Consider the following 19,534-nt stretch of genomic DNA (forward strand, 5'->3'; position numbering starts at 1 on the left):
AATAGTGTAAAAAACGAAAGTTATGCACTTTATGTGGAATAACTCACAAAAACTATGTGGATAACTCCTTTTTTATGCACATTTTGTGTATAAAGTAATACATTTGATAGAGGAAATCCACTTTTTGCTCTTTTTGTTGACAAAATTTCAGGTCTTGTCAAGATGTCGTTAACGCAAAATAGTGACATTTCCTTTTTTGAGCATTTTTTCACCCGTATTGGGACATCTAAAGATTAAAAAATAGCCAAAAACATCTGGTGCGACAACTTGTCCTTTGACCGTTCCATCCCATCCTTGTGCTAGGTCATTCGTTTCAAATAATAATTCGCCCCAACGACTATAGATTTGAAAACTTTCTATTTCTTGAACAATGCCACTCTGGGCGTATAAAATATCATTATGACCATCTGCATCTGGTGTAAAGGCATTGGGGACAAAGACCAAATCAGATGTACAATCTGAAATAGGATAAACTGTGATAGAGTCAAGGACAATACATCCTAATTGGTTGCTAACCGTTACATAAAATGTTTGTTTTTGACGAACAACCCACGAAGGGTTAGGACAGTTGTTACATGACAAATCAATAGAGGGAGACCAATTAATAACGGAACCTGAGTTGGTGGTAAGATCTAGAACAAGTGTGCTGCCCAAAATAGCAGTCGTTGAGCTGTCTAGTTGTAAAGCTGGATAATCATAAACTTGAATATCAGCATAAGCGGTATCCGTATTGCATCTTCCCATGCCAACTACTTGATATGTTTGATTATAAGGAACGGTAACAACTGGATTGGCAATTGAGTCATTGCTCAAAAAAAGACTGGGCGTCCATTTAAAACTATTGCTATTTCCAGTAGTAATTAATTGAGCGCTGTCTCCTGTACAATAGGAAAGGTCGTTAGTTTGAATTTCTATTCGAGGGTGCAAATGAATTTGGAGCGTGTCGCTAGCATAACAATGCCCTTGCTGGACTTGAACAATATATTGTGTATCGACACTAGGGTATGTTAATGGTGTTGTACTGTTGGGATCTGAAAGTGCGTAATTAGGAATCCATTCAACAGGGGCATTTTGATTTCCTAAAACAGTTAATAGAACGGTATCTCCCAAACAAATACTGTCTGAGCCAAGTGCCTCTAATTGACGCAGATCTAAAACATATACATATAAACTATCTTTAACAAGACAATTATCATGATTATAATAATGCACAACATATCTATTAGAATCAATGGGATAAGCGCTTGTTTGCAAGCAATTATAGCAAGATAAAGAATCTCCAAACCAAGTAGGATTATGAGCATTGGTCAAATTCAGAGTGACCGAATCTCCCAAACAAATCGTTTGATCTGGTAATGGAGGAGTTATAATATTACTAATGTTAACAAAAAGATCAAGGCTATCTTGGCAATTATTACTATCTCGAACAACAACGGTATAGGTAGAGGGCATCGTTGGTAAGGCAAATGGATTGGCAATACTACTGTCAGATAAAGCAAGTCCAGTTAACCAAGTATATGTTTGCCCTCCAAGGGCAGTTAGTTGTAGGGTATCTCCTGTACATAGTAAGGTATCTCCTATAATTTGCCCTATTGGCAAGGGATTAACTTGTACAATAATTGAGTCTATGTTAGCACAAGCAGGGTTTCCGTTGGGTTGTAAGTAGTAAGTTGTTGTTGTATCGGGAAAAGCTAAGGGGGTGGCGCAATATTGGCAACTTAAAGAAGGGGAATTTCCCCAATCATACATATTGGTATTTCCCGATGCTTGCAATAGAACACTATCGCCCAAGCAGATACTTGTATTGATGCCTGCATCTACTGTGGTATTGGGAGTAACGACGATGGTTGTGGTGTCTGTATGGCTACAACCAAATGAATTCGTACTGATTAAGATATAGTTTTGTGTACTGTCTATTGTTGTTATTGGATTGGCAATACTGCTATCGCTGATCCACGCACTGCTAGACCATAAAAAATTACCAGAGGCTGTTCCTTGAAGTTGGATGCTATCACCTCCACAGATGGTGGGATACGAACCTGCATCAACGTTGGGGCTAGGATAGGTAGTTAATGTTTGTAGTAATGAATCTTTACAGCCAAAATTGTTTTCGACGACTAATTGAACAGGAAAGGTATTGGCTTGATTATAGACTAAAGCAGTGTCTTGGCTATTGGCGGTTTGGTTGTTCCCAAAGTCCCAAGACCAATCTAAAATATAACCTTGTGAACTGGTTGATGAATCAGTAAATTGAGTTAATACGGGGACGCAACTGTCCGCCATTGTAACGCCAAAGTTAGCAATGGGGGCTGCCTTTATTTCTATATAATTGGCGCGAACCAATGTATCGGCGCAGCCATCTTTGGTCAAAATTAACCGAACCTCAAAACTTCCTGTATCTGGATAATAAATAACAGGGTTGGTTAGGGAAGAGGCATTGGGCAAGCCACCTTCAAAAAGCCATTCTATACTAGTATTGTTTGTGATGGCAGTTGTTACATGGTATTGGATAGAATCAAACTGACAGATCAATGTATCTGCGCTGAAGTTTGGGGCGGGAGGAGCGGTAATAAAAATAGTGTCTTGTTCGATGGGAATTTGGCATCCTGCTCCATCATCTACTACCAAAATTGGAACATAAGTACCTGCTTGTGTATACGTATAATAGGTTGTATCTGTATTCGAGTTAGTGTTATTACTCTGAATATCACCATTGCCAAAGAGCCAAGTATAAGTAGCAACATTGGTGCCTGAACCTATAAATTCTGCGGTATAAGGGCTACAGCTATTTTGTGGGGGCATGATAAAATTGCCTGTAGGACCAGTTATTTGTATCATTTGTCGAATGGTGTCTATTTGAGAACAACCAGGAAATGCCGTTACTTCTAAAATGACGTCGTAAAACCCTGATATAGAATAGACATGAGTCGGGTTTTCTAAGTTGGATACTGACCCATCGCCAAAATCCCAAGACCATTGACCGCCACTTGAAGATAGATTGGAAAAATTGACTTCTAGGGGTGGACAAGAAGAGAAAAAGGTATCTGCTGTAAATTGAGGAGCAGGATCATGCACTTCTACCCAGTCTGTCCGACAAAGTGTTGTGACGCAGCCCAACATGTCCACAACATTTAAACAAACATCATAGAGCCCCGCACTAGTGTAGGTATGATAATTAACGGTGCTAAAGGTTGTATCTATGGTTCCATCTCCAAAATCCCAAATATAAGTAAAAGGTCTAAATGCATTGGCATTAGCAGGAGAGCCCGTTAAAGCTACGGCTGTCATTTGATTGCCCAAACAAATATCTCTTGCAGTACTAAAATTAATAAATGCACCTCCTACATCAATGCTATCTACCAAATCAAAGGTACAACCCCAGTCGTTTGTGACTTGCACGTTCATAGCTTCTGTGCCAGGAAAGGAATATTGTGCTATAGCACTTTGTTGGGTACTGCCGTTGCTCCACTGCCAGCCAACAATAGGAGATAAAATACCTATTGAAGAGTCTGAAAATGTGACAACAGCAGGACGACAGGCAGGCAAGGTGTGTACAATATTAGTATCTATGCCTGCCACATGGATGTATTGCCGTAGGGTATCAAAACACCCATTGGCCGCAAAAGCAGTTAACATAATAGGAAAAACTCCTGGTTGTCGATACTCGAGCAATGGTTCTGTTGCATTGACAGAAAAAGGAACGGAGCCAAATGCTGTCCAAAGATAAGCGTCCGCAGACTGAGATAAGTTGGTGGGTTGTAAATTGCCAATGGTGCAAATGGAATCAGGAAAGTCAAAATTAGCAACGGGGCGTGCAATTTGAATTACATTCCTAAATGAATCAACGCAACCAGTACTATCATTATAAACAATTAATAAGACAATAAAAACACCTGTATCTGGGTAAGTATAGCTTGGGCTAGGAATGGTGGAAGTATCTGCTAAGGTAGTTGTATCGCCAAAATCCCAATACCAACGATGTGCTCCAACGGATTCATCTATAAAGTCAACATCCAAAGAATCGCATATAAGATTATAAGAAAATTTAGAAATAGGAGGAAATATATAGTAAGTGTCTAGTGGGACAGTAGCTAAACAACCTCTAAAACTAGCTGTTAAACTGCCTGTTATAGCTCCTGTATCTTGAAAAATGTGACTAAAAGAAGAACCTATACCGATGCTATTGTCTGTGAACGTCCAATTCCAAAAATCTATAAAAGAACTGCCATAACCATCAAAATTGATACTTGTAATTCGACAAACTTGATTGGTATCGGTCGTTATGGAATCAATGGTTGGAATCATTCCTATTTCAACAGTTCTGTTAGCGGTATCTATACAACCAATGTTGTCAGTGACAATAACTTGTGCATGATAGATGCCAGAATCCGGATAGTAGGCAGCTGCGGAGGAACCAATTGTCGAAACCATATTGTCTAAAGTCCAAATCCAATTAACAGAGCTAAATGCAGGAGAAATATTCAAAGAATTGACACTATAATAAGCTGTATCTGGAGCACAGGGGAGGTTGTTAGGATTTATAATGGTATTTAAATTAGAAATGTATACAAATTGAGTATCGCTATCCATACAACCTGCGGCGTTGGAAACTTCTAAAACAACAGGAAAAACACCAAGAGGATAATTCATGGTGTCTTGAGGTGCATAACTTGTATAAGTGTGGCTAGGGTTAAAACTACTAGAGGTGCCGCCATCTCCAAAATTCCATGAGTAAGATGTCAAGCCAGTACTTTGGTTGCTGATATTAATGTTAAAAGGAATATGACAACCTGCTGTGTCAGCTATTGTAAAGGCAGCAGTGGGATTGTCTGTAACTGTGATACAAGAAGTGACCGTAGCCGTAGCAGTACAAAATCCATTGTTTACGACTAAGGTAGGACTAAAACAACCTGCCGATAAATAACTGTGGCTAATATTCTGTCCTGTTGCTGTATTGTTATCACCTAGATACCATGTATAGGTCAGGTTAGTACCGGCACTACTACCATAAAGGTTAACAGAAGCTGGTAGTCCACATTGGGGCTGGTAGGCATTGTGTGTAATATTGGCGGTAACGGCTGTAGATACCGTAATTAAATTGCTATTTAGAATAGAACTAGAACACCCATTGGTATCTACGACAATCAAGGTAACATCAAAATTTCCTATAGTGGTATAGGTGTGTGTAGGGTGCTGATGGACAGTATCGATATTACCATCTCCAAAATCCCAGCGCCAACTTTGTATTGGGGCATCTCCCAAACTACTTAAATCTGTAAAATTAACAATTAAAGGATCGCAGCCTGTTGTAACATCTGTACTAAAATTAGCTGTAGGAGAATTGTAAGCTGTAATGTAGTTGTTTTGGCATAGAGAATCTATATTACCTAGGTTATCAGTAGTAATCAAGCAAATGTCATAGCTTCCTGGGGTATTAAAAAACAGCGATGGGTTTTGTAGGTTAGAAAAGGTAATTCCATTGCTTTTCCACTCCCATTGAATAATTGTATTAGTGCTCGTTGAATTATCGGTGAACTGCACCACGTCTGGTGCACAAATTTCTATAAAGTTTGCATTAAAATCTGTTGTAATTTGTGCAAAAGTAATGGTGTTATAGCAAAAAAAGATAATTAGAAAGAGTATTCTTGGGGTCATGTGCTTGTTTTTTGTCTTACCTTATAGAACGAATAATGAGGTTGTATTGCTGCTCTATTGATTGTTGGAAGCACCTTTGTGTCATGCCAATTAATGAGAATATAGGTAAGTCTATATCATCCGATATAGTTAATTATTAAATGGGGGATTGATCTCTAAAGTAAGGTATTTATTCTTGTTTTTTGATAGAAATAGAGCTTCTTTGGAGAATTTTGTAGGAAAGTTAGGTATCAACTCTTTTTATTGCCAAAAAAGAAAGTATAAGATGGGTTTTAGTGTTTAAAAGTTCTTGGAAAAAAGCTTTATCCTATTGGATTTTTAGTTTTATTGATGGTGTTATTAATAATAAACTTAGGAGCTTCCCCATTCATTTTTAAACTAGTCGTTTCTTCTTTGGGAGGCTTAAAAGAAGGAAAAGATGCCAACATACCCCCTATCAAAGCAAAAAGAAGCAACCAATATCCTATATTGATTAGGATGTACTGCATGCTTTTTCTCTCCATTAAACTATTGATTAAAATAGCTCCTAAAGCAAATACCCCAATATGGCGTACCCCGTGATACATCCCATGAACAAACGAAGGGAGTTTATCTGGATGGTTAACCCATTTCATTTCATAAGCCATATATATGGTAATCAAAAAGGTAAGACCAAAGGTAATAGCCATATTGCCACTTTGCAATTTTTCTTCTGTTAGCCCTGCTTCTTTCATCCAAATTGTTCCAAATGTTTTGGGGTGGTACCAAAGAAATCCAAGAATAAGACCAATTGCACCTGCAAGGACACAGGCAATGATTAAATTTGTCATAATATAGTGTTTTTGACACATTACTTTACAAAATGCTCATAAAGTATTAATGTGACGAGTGAAAAATGGATACGTCTTGATAGTTATATTTTTCTTTCTACAATCGACAGGATTCCTATATTACAAACTTAATATATTATTTTTTGAAGAGAATAAGTAGTATTTATTCTTCTTATTCAGATGAATAGACTTGTTTTTTAGATGATTCGATTATTAAGGTATTTAAAAGTTTTTGTAATAAGCATCTGCCTCTGTTCCTAGTTTTGCTTTTTGAGTAATATAGAAGCGCAAGTCTTGCAATTGTTGATTGCTCATTCTTTGAGCGGTATAATGAGGAGAGTTTGTTTTTTCTCCTTTGGTTCCTGGGCTGTATCGGAGTACATCATAGATTGAGTAGCGAGTGGGCGTGTCAAAATGTTTTTTTAGAAATTTGAATGTTTTTTGACTTCGGTCCAAACGGAAGTTAGAATAGCGCTTGCCAGCATGACAATGGAGGCAACTTTGTTTGTAGACTCTTTTTCCATTCGTAAAACTATTAAGGACAGGAGAAATTAAATTGCGTTCTCCAACAGGAATAGGAGGTATTAAAGAGGCTGGATATACTTCCTGATAATAGCGACGCATTAAGTTAACAGCTCTTGCATTGTCCTTGTTCGTTTTAATAGCTTGTTCCGCTATATTTAAAATGGAATCAGGAATATTTAGGTCTCCTATTTTTAATTCCAATGTCCATAGATAAGCTAAGATGGATTCTATCTCCCAAGGATCTAAAGTTCGACCTTTCGCATAAACAGTATTACAGGCTTGAATGGCTTTGCGAATATCTCGGTGACCATTTTGAAGGGCTAATCGATCTTTGTGGGCAAAAACTTGTTGATAATCATTGGTAAAAAAGGCTACTCGATTGACTAAGCCATAGAATGGTGCACCTGGTAAAAATGGAATGCTCATAGAATCGCCATGTTCTAGTCGACTTTGAGGATTCATTGTCCCCACGCTTGGGTGTTCTTTTTCGATGGTATGACAGGCAACACAAACTAATTTTTTACTAGTTTTCGCTGTTTTGTTTCCTTTAAAGCTGCTTGTGTATCCTCTAGTAACTAGTTGCTGCCCTTTTGTCTTGCTAGACCGCTGATTTTTGTCTAAAACATTTACATTGACTTTTCCTAAACTAGTCATGACTTTCCAGACCATTGTCTGGTTGGTAATTTCTAAACTTGGAGCAGGCACAGAATGGACGGCTAATTGAGCCAAGGCAAGAATAGATAAGAGGAACAAGAAAAATGTGCGTGTCGTTTTTGACATTCGTATAAAAGTTAGTGGTTGTTACTAAATAGATAGCACTACTAGTACAAAATAATTAAAAAATACAGACTAATCTCAATCGTTCGCCGTGCTGCTACTTCGTGAGAAAAATGCATTGTATTGATTGTTAAATTAATAGAGTTTTTTTTACGAACTATTGCATGCCTGTAATTAGGTGGTTAATAATTACAGCTACAAAAAAAATAGTTATAACCTCTAAAATCAGAGTGCTTTTATCTGATCTGAGATAAAAATTTGCTTAATGAAGTTAAGCATTTTGCTTTGAATATGAAGGCGCTAAAATAAAAAAAATGAAGTTACTTAAAGTTTTTGTGTAATAAGGAGGGAATTATAAGTATTAAGTCCTTCATTATATGACCCTAGGTGGGACAACTTTAAGTAACTTCATTGAGTCTAAAATGCTTGTCTTTTAAAAAGACAGTACTTAAATAGAATAACTCTATTGAACAGCTAGATTGTTACCAATCGCCATGTTTTCTATGTAAATTTTTAAATCATCCAATTGATCTTCCGACATTTTTTCAATTGGATACAAAGGCATATAAGCTTTTTTCCCAGCTAGAGGCCAAGTTCCATGACGGACAATTTTGTAAATAGAACCATCTTTATTGGCTTTTGTTCTATTTAATAAATTGACAAAAGAAAACTTACTTTTGTCTAATGCAAAGAAAGAGTAACGTTCTGCTTCATGGCAATGCAAACAACTGCGCTCGTAAATTAATTGGCCATTTTTAAAGCTTTCAGTATCTTTTTTTTCAGCTTCAGTAATAGGACTATATGTTTTATGCTCAGCAAAATGAGCAGGACTCGTCGCTAGGTATTTAGCTTCTAAAAGATGAACGGCTTGGTGCAAATCTTTATCATTGTCAACAGCTGTCTCTACTTCTTTCTTTTCAGCGGGTTTTAAATTCAAATCTTTGATTTTAAGTCCAATGGTATTGTAATAAGCGAGCACTGATTCAATTTCCCAATCTTCTAAAGCACGTCCTTGGGCACATTGTGTAGCGCACAGTTGGATGGCTTTTCGGATGTCAGTATTAGAAGCCTTGATAATTGGAACATGTCCATATTTCTTTTGATAATCATCATTGTAAAATGTCTTTCTATTCACCAAACCATAAAAAGAACTTCCTTGCAAAAATGGCAAATCGTGTTTCTCGGCATAGTCTAGGCGATTTTGAGCTGAAATATCAGACAAATCATCAAACTCTTTTTCTGTATTATGGCAAGCTGTACATTTAAAATAAGGACTTTGTTGTGCTGTGCGTCCCTTTCCATCTTGTTTGGTCGAATATCCTTTAAAAATAATATCTCGACCTTTTTCTGCTGAAACACCTTTGACGGAAGGATCTACCGTATTAAATCGGATTTTGCCTAGTTTTTCATAAACTGTCCAAAGATCATCGTTATCAGACAAAAAAAACTGTTCTTGTTGAGGTTGTATGACGGTAAAACTAGCGACTAAAACAAGAACTGCCAAGCTAGTTAATATGGTGCCTATTTTTACTTTTCCAAACATAGTTTATTGTTTAATTCATTACTTTGTGGGATGGTTGTATGGATGATTATGACGATGTATTTAAAGCTAATCCACAAAGCATTATTAATTATTACCTATTAGATAGATTGAAGTGTAACAAAATGAGAGGGCATTACATTCTAAACCCTCTCGAAATTGTAAAACCAATTCTAAATTCACCGTCTGCCCAGTTCAAGTTGGTATTAGGGATATAATCAGTTGGCTCAATTCCAGCTGAATTGGTAATATTAATTTGGAAAACGTGTCCTCCGGTATCAAATTCAAAACCTATTCCAATAGGCATATGGTAGCCACTTCCTGCTGTCCAACGCAGTTTATCGAATGGTACATTAGCATCTAAAATGATACCAATAACTTTGCTAACTTGAACTTTCGCAGAAACTCCCATGCTGACTAAAGCGTTATTGTCTTCTGCTCGAACCAAGTTTCTCCAGACCAAAGTTGGAGACAATTGCAACGAAAATATATCTCCGAATTTGCGCCCCATCAATAATTGTAGAGAATAAATCATGCGATGCCCAAAACCACCAGGAAAACTAGCCAATGATGTTTGGTCAGCAGATGGAGGCATTGTAGAAACTGTTAAAACACCTGCTGCTGCCATCGACAAAGGCATGCTGTTATCTTTTGTTTGCGCCAAAAATTTGTACTTGGCATTTAAATGTAATAAAGAGCGCAATTCTGAAGAACCTTTGGTTCTGTGAAAGCCAATCATAAAATTATTGGTGATACCATATTCTACCCCAAAACCTACATCGGCAGCACTTTCAAAACCTAAAAAATTAGCCCAAAGATTTTCAAAGTTCCAGTTTCCATTTGCATTTCTACCAAAAATATCCCCAAAACGATGGGCTACTCTAAAGTCTAAGATGCCTTTTTGAAGCGTTTCGATAGAGTATGTATTAATGACTCTTGTGTCCTTAAAGGTTTGATAAACATACTCCTTTTGAGGTTTGTCTTGGGCTTGCAACGATGAAGCAGCAATAAGAATAAGGGTTAGAGCAGCCAAAACAATAGTGGATAGATGTTTCATAAACTTTGGTTTAATAGTATTTCGTGAATAGAATTGAAGTTGTTTTGTGAAGCACAAAAACTCACGAAGTATTTATTGAATAGTACTTCGATTGACGTTAAAAGGGTGACGATGAAGTACTTGTTTGAATAATAAAATTAACTAAATTGGGTAAAGGGAGAGTGTAAAACGCATTAGTTTTCCAAATAACCGTTTTCTGACCAACAGCGAATGGTATCAACACGCTCAGATGTCATACCAGCAGGAGGCATGTTTTTGGTGACGCAAACACGAGTATAAATATCTTGTTTGCGAGCATCACTCAAGGTAGAAAAAGCACCAAATGAAATTTGAAAATTGTCGTCATGGCAACCAGAAAGGTTACATTTGGCATCTAAAATTCCCTTCACGTGATCGTTGTACGTGATTCTAGAGGTAGCACAATCTATAGTGTTGTCTGGCTCAACAAGTTTATCTGCACAAGAAGAAAAAAAACAAAAGGAGCCGACAGTTAAGAAAGTTGCAAAAAGAATTTTATTTTTCATAATACAATAGTTGTTAGGACATTAAAATTTATAATAGAAACTGTTAATAGACACAAAAAATTAAATAGAGAAGCAAAACTTTAGATGAGTTCTAAACTAAAATGATTAAATTTGTGTTTAGAAGTCTCTTTTAGGTTATTTTGTGTTTGAAATTATTTTTTTTTAATACAAAACACCCTAAAAGTAAGGTCTACTATTATAAGATATTCTTTGTTATAATAGTAGGTGCAAAATCTGCCTTTATACAAGGTAAAAAAATAAAATCGTATTATCACAAAAAAAAAGAACGTAATGTATCCAGAACATTTGACCATACCCATGGAAAAAGATTTGACAGATCATGGTTTCCAAGGACTTAAATCTGCTGAAGCAGTTTCTGACTTATTGAGCAAAAAAGAAGGCAGCACATTAGTTGTTGTGAATTCTGTTTGTGGTTGTGCGGCAGGAAATTGTCGCCCAGGGGTTAAAATGGCTGCTCAAAATGAAAAATTGCCAGACAACATGGTGACTGTATTTGCCGGTGTTGACAAAGCTGCAGTAGACAAGGCAAGAGAGTTTATGTTGCCTTATCCAGCGTCTTCTCCGTCTATTGCTTTGTTCAAAGATGGTAAATTAGTACATTTTTTGGAACGCCACCATATCGAAGGAAATACTGCTGATGCAATTGCTGCGAATCTAAAAATGGCATTCGACAAATTTTGTTAAGCCTTCATTACTTCGTGGGGAAATCGTATCAGTTTAGCGTGTGAGGGCTTCTCCGTTGATTAGTAATAGAGTATGTTTGTATTGCTTGTTTTTTCAAGGAACTGATAATTAAACCGATCAAAGATGTTCTTGGGGGTTTTTACAAAAAAAAAAACTAAGCGATAGTAATCTTACAACCGCAGGAAGCTACCACGAAGTAGCACCGCAGGTAACTAAGCGAAGCGATCTCATAAAATAATCCACGAAGTACTAAAGCCTTAATACAGAAGAATAAATAGAGCCTAACTTCTAAGTGAAGTTGGGCTTTTTTGCTTTTTTATAGAGAATCTCAAAAGCCACAAAGGATTAAATAGATATAATTAGATTAATTATTGTGAATACTCAACGCAATTAAGTTAAATTTGTAAGCTTGATGGTGTATCAAGGGATTCTATACAATGATTTGTATCTATATCAATACCAAACTACATTAGTCTGCTAAAAAACTGAACTTGCCGAGTTAGCTTGTGCTAGTAGTGCAAAAGCCAACCATTATGAATCAAGAGAATGACTAGTAGACTATTAAAATTAAATACTTATATAAATGTTTTTTTTTGTGCAAAAGCTCTTTTTAATATTATTTATAATAACATTGTTGACTATAGATATTTTTGCTAGAACAGGAAGATATCGATGTATGATTCGAGATGAGCCCTCTACCACGATAACAATTGGTTGGGAGCAAATAACAGGAGAGAATCCAATGGTTTATTATAGTACTTCTGATTATGGACAAGATTATAGTAAATATGCTTACCAAGCTTATCCACAAAGAACGGTTCATGCAAAAGGTATGCACAATCATTTTGCTCGCCTTAGCAAGTTGCGTCCCAATACGGTATATTATTTTGTGATAAAAGATAGCGATGGGATTAGCCAACGTTTTTCTTTTAAAACACTGCCAGACGAACACGAAAGCCGTTTGTCTATCATTGGAGGAGGAGATTCAAGAAACCATAAAATTGCTCGTCAAAATGCGAATAAAATGGTGGCGCGTTGCCGTCCTCACTTTGTTCTTTTTGCAGGAGATATGACAGGAGGGGATAGCAGCAGAGAATGGCAGGAGTGGTTGGACGATTGGCAGTTGACTATTGCAAAAGATGGTCGTATGACTGCTGTTGTAGCTGCAAGAGGAAACCACGAACGTTCGGATGCGTCAATTGTGGATATGTTTGATGTGCCGCATGAGATGGTTTATTATGGATTGACCTTCGCTAGAGGACTAATGCGTGTTTATACGCTTAATAGTATGCAGTCATCTAGTAGTAGTCAGTTGGCATGGTTGGAAAAGGATTTAAAAGAAAGTCAAACAATTGCGTGGAGAATGGCGCAATATCATCACCCCATGCGCCCTCATAATCGCCGCAAACATGAACAGGAGTATATGCGCATTCATTGGGGAAAATTATTTCATAGATATGCCATACAGTTGGCGCTAGAGTGTGACTCCCATTTGTCAAAAGTTACATGGCCTATTCGTGCAACGACAAACAAAGCAGAACCTGGTTACGATGAGGGGTTTGTACAGGATCCTACTGGAACTGTCTTTGTAGGAGAAGGAGGATGGGGGGCTCCCTTGAGAGATGCTGACGACAGCAAGCGTTGGACTCGCGCTGTTGGTTCTTTTAATCAAGTGAAATGGTTTTTTGTAGATTTGAATAAGATTGAAATTCGAACTATCAAAACAGAAAATGCCAATGCGGTTACCTATCTATTAGATGACAATCGTTTTTATATGCCTCAAAACATTGATCTTTGGAAAATTGATGGGGCTGATTTTATTACGATATATAATCAGAATAAGGCAAAGTTTGTTCCTAAGAAAGCTCAAATTCTAATGGAAATAGCTTCTAGTTCGGCGCATTTTTCTAATAATGAGGTTGCTTTAAAATGGAAATCTATATACGAAGTTGATGAGGTGAAATTCAAAATCCAAGTTTCTACCAATAAAGTATTTTGGAAAACAGTAGGCATTGTACCTGGAGCAGGACCTTCGGCAAATAAACAGCGGCACTATGAGTATGTGGATAGAACAGAAAAACGTGGTGGTAAATACTATTATCGAATTGCAGCAATAGATCAATCGGGAAAAGAGTTTGTACAAGAGTATATTGAAGTGCGGACATTGGGGAGTCAAAGTTTGGATGTGATTGAAGGTAGTGTCCATGCTGGACAACTCCAAGTCCCGTTAACATTGACAGAACCCACCAAGGTGGTGATTGAGTTATTTGATACCAAACGACGTCAAGTTTTTGTTCGAGAATTTAATGCTACTTCGGGAGAGCAAAGTTTTCCATTAAATATTCGACATCTAGAAAAGGGGTTTTATCTATTGGAAATTAGTTGTAATGGAAGGTTGATTAAAAAAAGTGTCAAAATAACAAGCTAATAGCTTTAGCAATAAATAGAGTAACAATATTACCAATTTTTGATCATCACATACGCAATTCTCAATTTATGAAACGAAGAATAATAATTGCTGTATTGGGCTTTGCTGGACTTTTGGGGACAGCTTGTAATTCTACGGAATCAAAACCCAATGCTATAACAAAAACAGCTAGAGAAATTCCTGCAACAGATTCTCTGATTCCTGAAATTCCAGATAGTGTCATCCAATTTGATGCGGATGTTTCACCAGAGAAACGCCAAGAGATTATGGAGAAAATTAGCAAAAAATACTTGATGGGTAAATTTGATCCTGCCAAGGATAAGCGTTTTAGCAAAATTCCGACACCTTATGCAAAAAAAGAAATGTATATGCGTACAGAAGCTCTAGAAAGCTTTAAAAAAATGCATGCTGCGGCTAAAGAAGATGGAATTAGTTTGTTGATTATATCAGCAACTAGACCTTTTGATGTGCAGAAGTCAATATGGGAAGCCAAATGGACAGGTAGACGCAAAGTGGATGGTAAAATGTTGCCTAAAGAAGTAAACGATCCTAAAGGACGAGCCATTAAAATACTGCGTTGGAGTTCAATGCCTAGCACGTCTCGTCATCATTGGGGGACAGATATTGATATTAATAATTTAGAGCCTGATTATTTTAGCAGCGGGCAAGGTTTGAAAGAGTACGAGTGGCTTGTTGCCCATGCATCAGAATATGGCTTTTGTCAAGTATATTCGGAAATGGGGGAAAATAGACCTTATGGTTATCAAGAAGAGAAATGGCATTGGTCTTATTTGCCAATTTCTAAGGATTTGACAGATGCTTATGCTCAAAAAATAACGGATCAAGATATTGATGGCTTTTTGGGCGCAGAGTCTGCTCCAATGATAGAGGTCGTGAAAAAATATGTCTTAGGTATCAATCCTGCTTGTTTGTAACAGCATTTTGAAAATAGTATGAAGAGGAGATTGAGCAAGACGAACTTGCTCAATCTCCTTTGTTTTATTGCTTATCAAATAGTTTTTCAAAATCCAATAAGGCAAATCTATAATTACTAAAAAAACGATCTTGTAGGCATATAAATGTTTGAGAACCTTTTAAACGAAAGGACAGCAATGGACAGAAAAGCTCTTGTTGTTTTTCATAGGTGTAAAATTTCTTAGCCGTACTTTTGCCTGTTGAATTAATTTTAACAGCAACAGCATAACCGTCAGCATACAAACCTTGGTTAAAGAGCAAATAGGTATTTTCTCCCTTGGCAAACATATAATGTGATAAAAATACTTTTTGTCTTAATGGCTGTTCACCATGCTTATAAATATGTTGAAACCACTGAATTTCTCCCTCTTGATCAAAGCGGAGCGCTAAAATATCGTTACTTCTAAAATTATAACTGCTGCTAGGCTGTTGTTCCGCAGATAATACAATGCCTCCCTCTTTGGTCAAGCGCCAGTGAATCAATCGATACGAGCGCCCCTCTGCTTTGTCGTTCACTTTCTTTCTATTGAGTAACTGAGCAATTTGCTCTTTGGTGAATTCATGCCGTTTTTTTACCAAAACCTTCGTTCTATCCTTATTGATTTTGATAAAAAAGACTCCACGTTGTTGATAATATCGTGATTTGGAATAAAAGCCAAACCACAGAATATTTCCTTCTGTGTCGAAGGTGAAGTTGATTTGATTAAAAAAGTACTCTCCTAAGTTTGGTTTGAATAAAGAGAAGTTATTGGTTTCTTTACCTACAAAAAACAAGGTAGGATCTGCGGTGATTTTTTTTAGGTTGTAGCTTCGTTGATCTCGAAATATATCTGTCAAAATAGCCACTTCGCCCTTGTTGTTGACTCGTAGTTTTTTGATGGCAACGGTACGCTTGGCACCCCCATTAGGCGATAGATTGACACTTCGTTTCCAAAGCAATTTAAAAGAACTGTCAAATACCCGAACGGTAATTTCATTGGTCAAACCACTAACGTCATCAATGTCTCCTTCTTCTTCATAGTCATAAACCAAAACTTTGCTGCGATCAGGAGAAACGGCAAAATTTCCTCTATAATAGTTAGAGGTCATTTTAAAAGGCTGAATCAGCTCAATAGAGTCGGGAACCAATGAAAATGAATCAGGTTGCAGTTGCTTGGCATACAAACTAACTCGATCGTGTGTGTTTTCTCGTTTGTTTTCAATATATCGAAAATAAAGTAAATACAACTTACTATGAAGATTGACAACACCAATATATTTCCTCGCTTTTTTAGTTACGACATAGGATTTTTTAAAATTCATTGAAGGGTCATAGTGTTCAATCTCAGCATAACTAAGGTATTTGTTGAACCGCAAGGGGTAAAAGCCAGTTGAGTCGTAATTGAATAAAGTATGTGTTCGATTGGTTCGTTCCTTGTCTTTCAAAGGGCTTTTGATAATAAAATCCTGTGCCAACAAATTGGGAGAAAAACAACTAAGCAAGAGTATAAAAAGTAAATATCGCACTATCTTAAATGTGTTTTGGTGTTACGAAAAATGCATAAAGTAAGACCTAAAAGTGGTTACTTTAAAACAATTAACATGCCTCAAAGTAATTTAATCGTATATCAATAGTTTAAAAATAGTAAAAATTAGTACCTAGTTAATGGTTTGGAAATAGAATACGAAACCATTTGGGACTACCAAAATAAGCCTTAAATTAGTATCTTATTGGATCTAAAAATTTAATTTAAGGGGTCTCTAGTTAAAGATGCAACTTTTGAGTGATAAGTTGGATGTTGTTTTTTTAACATTGTACCTCGCATTATTTTTTACATAAAAATAACAAGTTAAGATGGCTTTAGTTAAATCCGTACGAGGAAAAACACCTGAATTTGGAGAAAATTGTTTTTTAGCAGAAAATGCAACGGTCTTAGGAGATGTAACAATGGGCAAAGATTGTAGTGTCTGGTTTCAGGCTGTTATCCGTGGTGATGTCAATAGTATTCGCTTGGGCAATAAAGTGAATGTACAAGATGCTGCTATCATACATTGTACTTACGAAAGAGCAGCTACGACAATCGGAAACAACGTATCTATTGGGCATCGAGCAATTGTACACGGTTGTACGATCCACGATAATGTTTTGATTGGCATGGGGGCAATGATCATGGATCATGCTGTGGTAGAATCTAATTGTTTGATTGCTGCAGGAGCAGTAGTCTTAGAAAACTCGCACTTGGAAAGCAATTGTATTTATGCGGGAATTCCTGCCAAAAAAGTAAAAGAGTTGAGTCCCGAACAGTTTCAGGATACCGTGGCTCGTATTGCTGATAATTATGTGAAGTATGCGAGTTGGTATGAGGAGGCTTAAAGTAAAGCAAACAAATCCTTCCCCGTCCTATTACTACCAATAAAACAAACCTTCTCGTGTCCTTTAGGGGAAGTCAAATCCAATTTAAAATCTTTAAATTGTTGTTAATCTTTGATAATAATCTTACAAATCTTTATTGCTGTATAGGAGGTTATTTTATGCATTCAGTAGCCAAGCTTTTCAAAAATACAAAAAAATACCTACCTTTTAATTTATTCCCTTGTGAAGGGAACTAAAAAGTATAGAAACAGCTTTATAAAATAAACTTAGTTTATAAAACAAACAAAGTTGCGATTGGTTATTATTATAAACCTAGAAAAAGCGACTAAAAAAACTCAATATATAACCTGCAACAGGTTGGTTATTTTTGCCTGATTGCAACACAAAAACAACGACTATGAAAATAGCCATAGCGCAATTAAATTACCACATTGGAAATTTTGAAGGCAACCTACAAAAAATGTTGAAAGCTACCGCTACTGCCAAAGAACAAGGTGCTGACATTGTTGTCTTTGGAGAATTAGCTGTCACAGGATACCCACCACGAGACTTTTTGGAATTTGACGACTTTATTCGACGCAGCGAAGAAGTCGTCAATACCTTGGCAAAAGCAGCGGCAGGGATAGCAATTGTTGTTGGAGCGCCTTGCCGAAATCCAGTCATTGAAGGAAAAGATTTGTACAACTCCGCTTATTTTTTGGCAGAAGGAAAAATTCAGCAAGTAGCGCACAAAGCGTTGTTACCTACTTATGACATCTTTGATGAGTATCGTTACTTTGAACCTGCTAGTGAATTTAAGGTTGTGGATTACAAGGGGTGCAAGATTGCTTTGACTGTCTGTGAAGATATTTGGAATGTTGGTAATGAAAACCCGTTGTATAAGATTTGTCCTTTAGATGAGTTGATGCCACAAAGTCCTGATTTTGTGTTGAATTTATCAGCTTCACCCTTTAGTTTTACACATGCTAGCAATCGAATTCATGTCCTAAAAGCAAATGTAGAGCGTTATGGAAAACCCATGTTTTATGTCAATCATGTAGGGGCACAAACGGAGATTATTTTTGATGGGGGTTCACTGGTTATGTCGCCAGATGGTAATGTGCACGATGAGTTGCCTTATTTTGAAGAATGTATTCGTACATACGATTTAGAAACGGTTCAAAAAGGAGGCGTGCATCAAGTACAACCAAAAGAGAAAATGACCTTGATTCACGATGCTTTGGTGACAGGAATACGAGATTATTTTGGCAAATTAGGGCTAAAAAAAGCAATTTTAGGACTTTCGGGGGGAATTGATTCTGCGGTTGTTGCGGTCTTAGCACAACGAGCGTTAGGTGCTGAAAATGTTCGTGTGTTATTAATGCCTTCTCAGTTTTCTTCCGATCACTCGATCAATGATGCAAGAGAATTGGCACAAAATCTTAACGTTCAGTACGACTTAATTTCAATAGAGGAGGCGTATGCATCTTATGAAAAATTGTTAAAACCCCACTTTGCGGGAACAACATTCAATGTAACAGAAGAAAATATCCAAGCACGAATTCGAGGGATGCTGCTGATGGCTATGTCCAATAAATTTGGCAATATACTACTCAATACTTCTAACAAGAGTGAAGCTGCTGTTGGGTACGGAACATTGTATGGCGATATGGCAGGAGGTCTTTCTGTCATTGCTGATTTGTACAAAACAGAGGTCTTTGCATTGTCTAGATATATGAATAAAGACGGAGAGGTAATTCCTGAAAATATTATTACCAAACCGCCTTCTGCTGAATTGCGCCCTGATCAATTTGATTCTGACAGCTTACCAGATTATGATACCTTAGATGGGGTCTTGTATCAATATATTGAGAAGCGGCAAGGTCCGAGAGAATTGATAGCAATGGGATACGATGAAAAATTAGTCCGCCGAATTTTGAGAATGGTCAATCAAAATGAATTTAAGCGGGCACAAGTAGCACCTATACTGAGAGTTTCTGCCAAAGCATTTGGAATGGGGCGCCGAATTCCAATTGTTGGTAAATATTTGAGCTAAAAATAGCGAATGTAATTATCAGGTCGCCAATTTTACTTAGGTAGAGTTGGCGACTTTTTATTACCTCTCAACAAAATTAGTTGCGAACATTTATTTTACAGAGTCAAAGAGGCAAATCTCTGATTTATCTCCTACCTTTGTATTATTAGAA

General features: G+C 36.9%; 12 protein-coding genes. 5 read left to right on the forward strand and 7 right to left on the reverse strand.

Annotated features, from left to right (window positions below):
• Positions 1-168: 168 nt before the first annotated feature.
• From QP953_RS02825 to QP953_RS02850, 6 genes are all read right to left on the reverse strand, one after another.
• Complete coding sequence (locus QP953_RS02825; protein WP_309553897.1) at positions 169-5,655, reverse strand: PKD domain-containing protein; 5,487 nt, start codon at positions 5,653-5,655, stop codon at positions 169-171.
• 302 nt (positions 5,656-5,957) lie between these two features.
• Positions 5,958-6,464, reverse strand: a complete 507-nt coding sequence (locus QP953_RS02830; protein ID WP_052597910.1) for a DUF1761 domain-containing protein — start codon at positions 6,462-6,464, stop codon at positions 5,958-5,960.
• A gap of 222 nt (positions 6,465-6,686) precedes the next feature.
• The gene (locus tag QP953_RS02835) at positions 6,687-7,769 is read right to left on the reverse strand and encodes a hypothetical protein (RefSeq protein ID WP_052597911.1); all 1,083 of its coding nucleotides are present in this window, start codon (positions 7,767-7,769) and stop codon (positions 6,687-6,689) included.
• Positions 7,770-8,229: 460 nt separating this feature from the next.
• Positions 8,230-9,309 (reverse strand): c-type cytochrome, encoded by a 1,080-nt coding sequence (locus tag QP953_RS02840; protein ID WP_309553898.1) that lies wholly within the window; start codon positions 9,307-9,309, stop codon positions 8,230-8,232.
• Between the two features lie 133 nt (positions 9,310-9,442).
• Positions 9,443-10,363, reverse strand: coding sequence for a DUF5777 family beta-barrel protein (locus QP953_RS02845; protein WP_052597913.1), 921 nt, complete (start codon positions 10,361-10,363; stop codon positions 9,443-9,445).
• 173 nt (positions 10,364-10,536) lie between these two features.
• Positions 10,537-10,887 (reverse strand): hypothetical protein, encoded by a 351-nt coding sequence (locus QP953_RS02850; RefSeq protein ID WP_052597914.1) that lies wholly within the window; start codon positions 10,885-10,887, stop codon positions 10,537-10,539.
• 291 nt (positions 10,888-11,178) lie between these two features.
• Here QP953_RS02850 and QP953_RS02855 point away from each other — a divergent pair, with 291 nt between their 5' ends.
• The 3 genes from QP953_RS02855 (at position 11,179) to QP953_RS02865 (ending at position 14,955) form a co-directional block, all read left to right on the forward strand.
• Complete coding sequence (locus tag QP953_RS02855) at positions 11,179-11,592, forward strand: BrxA/BrxB family bacilliredoxin (protein ID WP_052597915.1); 414 nt, start codon at positions 11,179-11,181, stop codon at positions 11,590-11,592.
• 676 nt (positions 11,593-12,268) lie between these two features.
• Entirely contained in the window at positions 12,269-14,020 is a 1,752-nt protein-coding gene (locus QP953_RS02860) for a fibronectin type III domain-containing protein (protein WP_309553899.1), read from the forward strand.
• A 68-nt stretch (positions 14,021-14,088) separates the two neighbouring features.
• Positions 14,089-14,955: a M15 family metallopeptidase gene (locus tag QP953_RS02865; RefSeq protein WP_309553900.1), complete on the forward strand. Its 867-nt coding sequence runs from the start codon at positions 14,089-14,091 to the stop codon at positions 14,953-14,955.
• A gap of 64 nt (positions 14,956-15,019) precedes the next feature.
• On the opposite strand, the gene QP953_RS02870 is transcribed toward QP953_RS02865, so the two are convergent.
• Positions 15,020-16,501, reverse strand: coding sequence for a hypothetical protein (locus QP953_RS02870; protein ID WP_052597918.1), 1,482 nt, complete (start codon positions 16,499-16,501; stop codon positions 15,020-15,022).
• 328 nt (positions 16,502-16,829) lie between these two features.
• On the opposite strand from QP953_RS02870, the gene QP953_RS02875 reads away from it, so the two are divergent.
• Together QP953_RS02875 and QP953_RS02880 are read left to right on the forward strand one after the other, a co-directional pair.
• Positions 16,830-17,348, forward strand: a complete 519-nt coding sequence (locus QP953_RS02875; RefSeq protein WP_052597919.1) for a gamma carbonic anhydrase family protein — start codon at positions 16,830-16,832, stop codon at positions 17,346-17,348.
• A gap of 397 nt (positions 17,349-17,745) precedes the next feature.
• Complete coding sequence (locus QP953_RS02880) at positions 17,746-19,383, forward strand: NAD+ synthase (protein WP_309553901.1); 1,638 nt, start codon at positions 17,746-17,748, stop codon at positions 19,381-19,383.
• Positions 19,384-19,534: the final 151 nt, after the last annotated feature.

Source organism: Aureispira sp. CCB-E (assembly GCF_031326345.1).
Taxonomy (GTDB): domain Bacteria; phylum Bacteroidota; class Bacteroidia; order Chitinophagales; family Saprospiraceae; genus Aureispira.

Excerpts from the sequence above, each read along its gene's own strand:
- QP953_RS02825 (WP_309553897.1), bottom strand. The coding sequence starts at position 5,655 with ATGACCCCAAGAATACTCTTTCTAATTATCTTTTTTTGCTATAACACC.
- QP953_RS02830 (WP_052597910.1), bottom strand. The coding sequence starts at position 6,464 with ATGACAAATTTAATCATTGCCTGTGTCCTTGCAGGTGCAATTGGTCTT.
- QP953_RS02835 (WP_052597911.1), bottom strand. The coding sequence starts at position 7,769 with ATGTCAAAAACGACACGCACATTTTTCTTGTTCCTCTTATCTATTCTT.
- QP953_RS02840 (WP_309553898.1), bottom strand. The coding sequence starts at position 9,309 with ATGTTTGGAAAAGTAAAAATAGGCACCATATTAACTAGCTTGGCAGTT.
- QP953_RS02845 (WP_052597913.1), bottom strand. The coding sequence starts at position 10,363 with ATGAAACATCTATCCACTATTGTTTTGGCTGCTCTAACCCTTATTCTT.
- QP953_RS02850 (WP_052597914.1), bottom strand. The coding sequence starts at position 10,887 with ATGAAAAATAAAATTCTTTTTGCAACTTTCTTAACTGTCGGCTCCTTT.
- QP953_RS02855 (WP_052597915.1), top strand. The coding sequence starts at position 11,179 with ATGTATCCAGAACATTTGACCATACCCATGGAAAAAGATTTGACAGAT.
- QP953_RS02860 (WP_309553899.1), top strand. The coding sequence starts at position 12,269 with ATGATTCGAGATGAGCCCTCTACCACGATAACAATTGGTTGGGAGCAA.
- QP953_RS02865 (WP_309553900.1), top strand. The coding sequence starts at position 14,089 with ATGAAACGAAGAATAATAATTGCTGTATTGGGCTTTGCTGGACTTTTG.
- QP953_RS02875 (WP_052597919.1), top strand. The coding sequence starts at position 16,830 with ATGGCTTTAGTTAAATCCGTACGAGGAAAAACACCTGAATTTGGAGAA.
- QP953_RS02880 (WP_309553901.1), top strand. The coding sequence starts at position 17,746 with ATGAAAATAGCCATAGCGCAATTAAATTACCACATTGGAAATTTTGAA.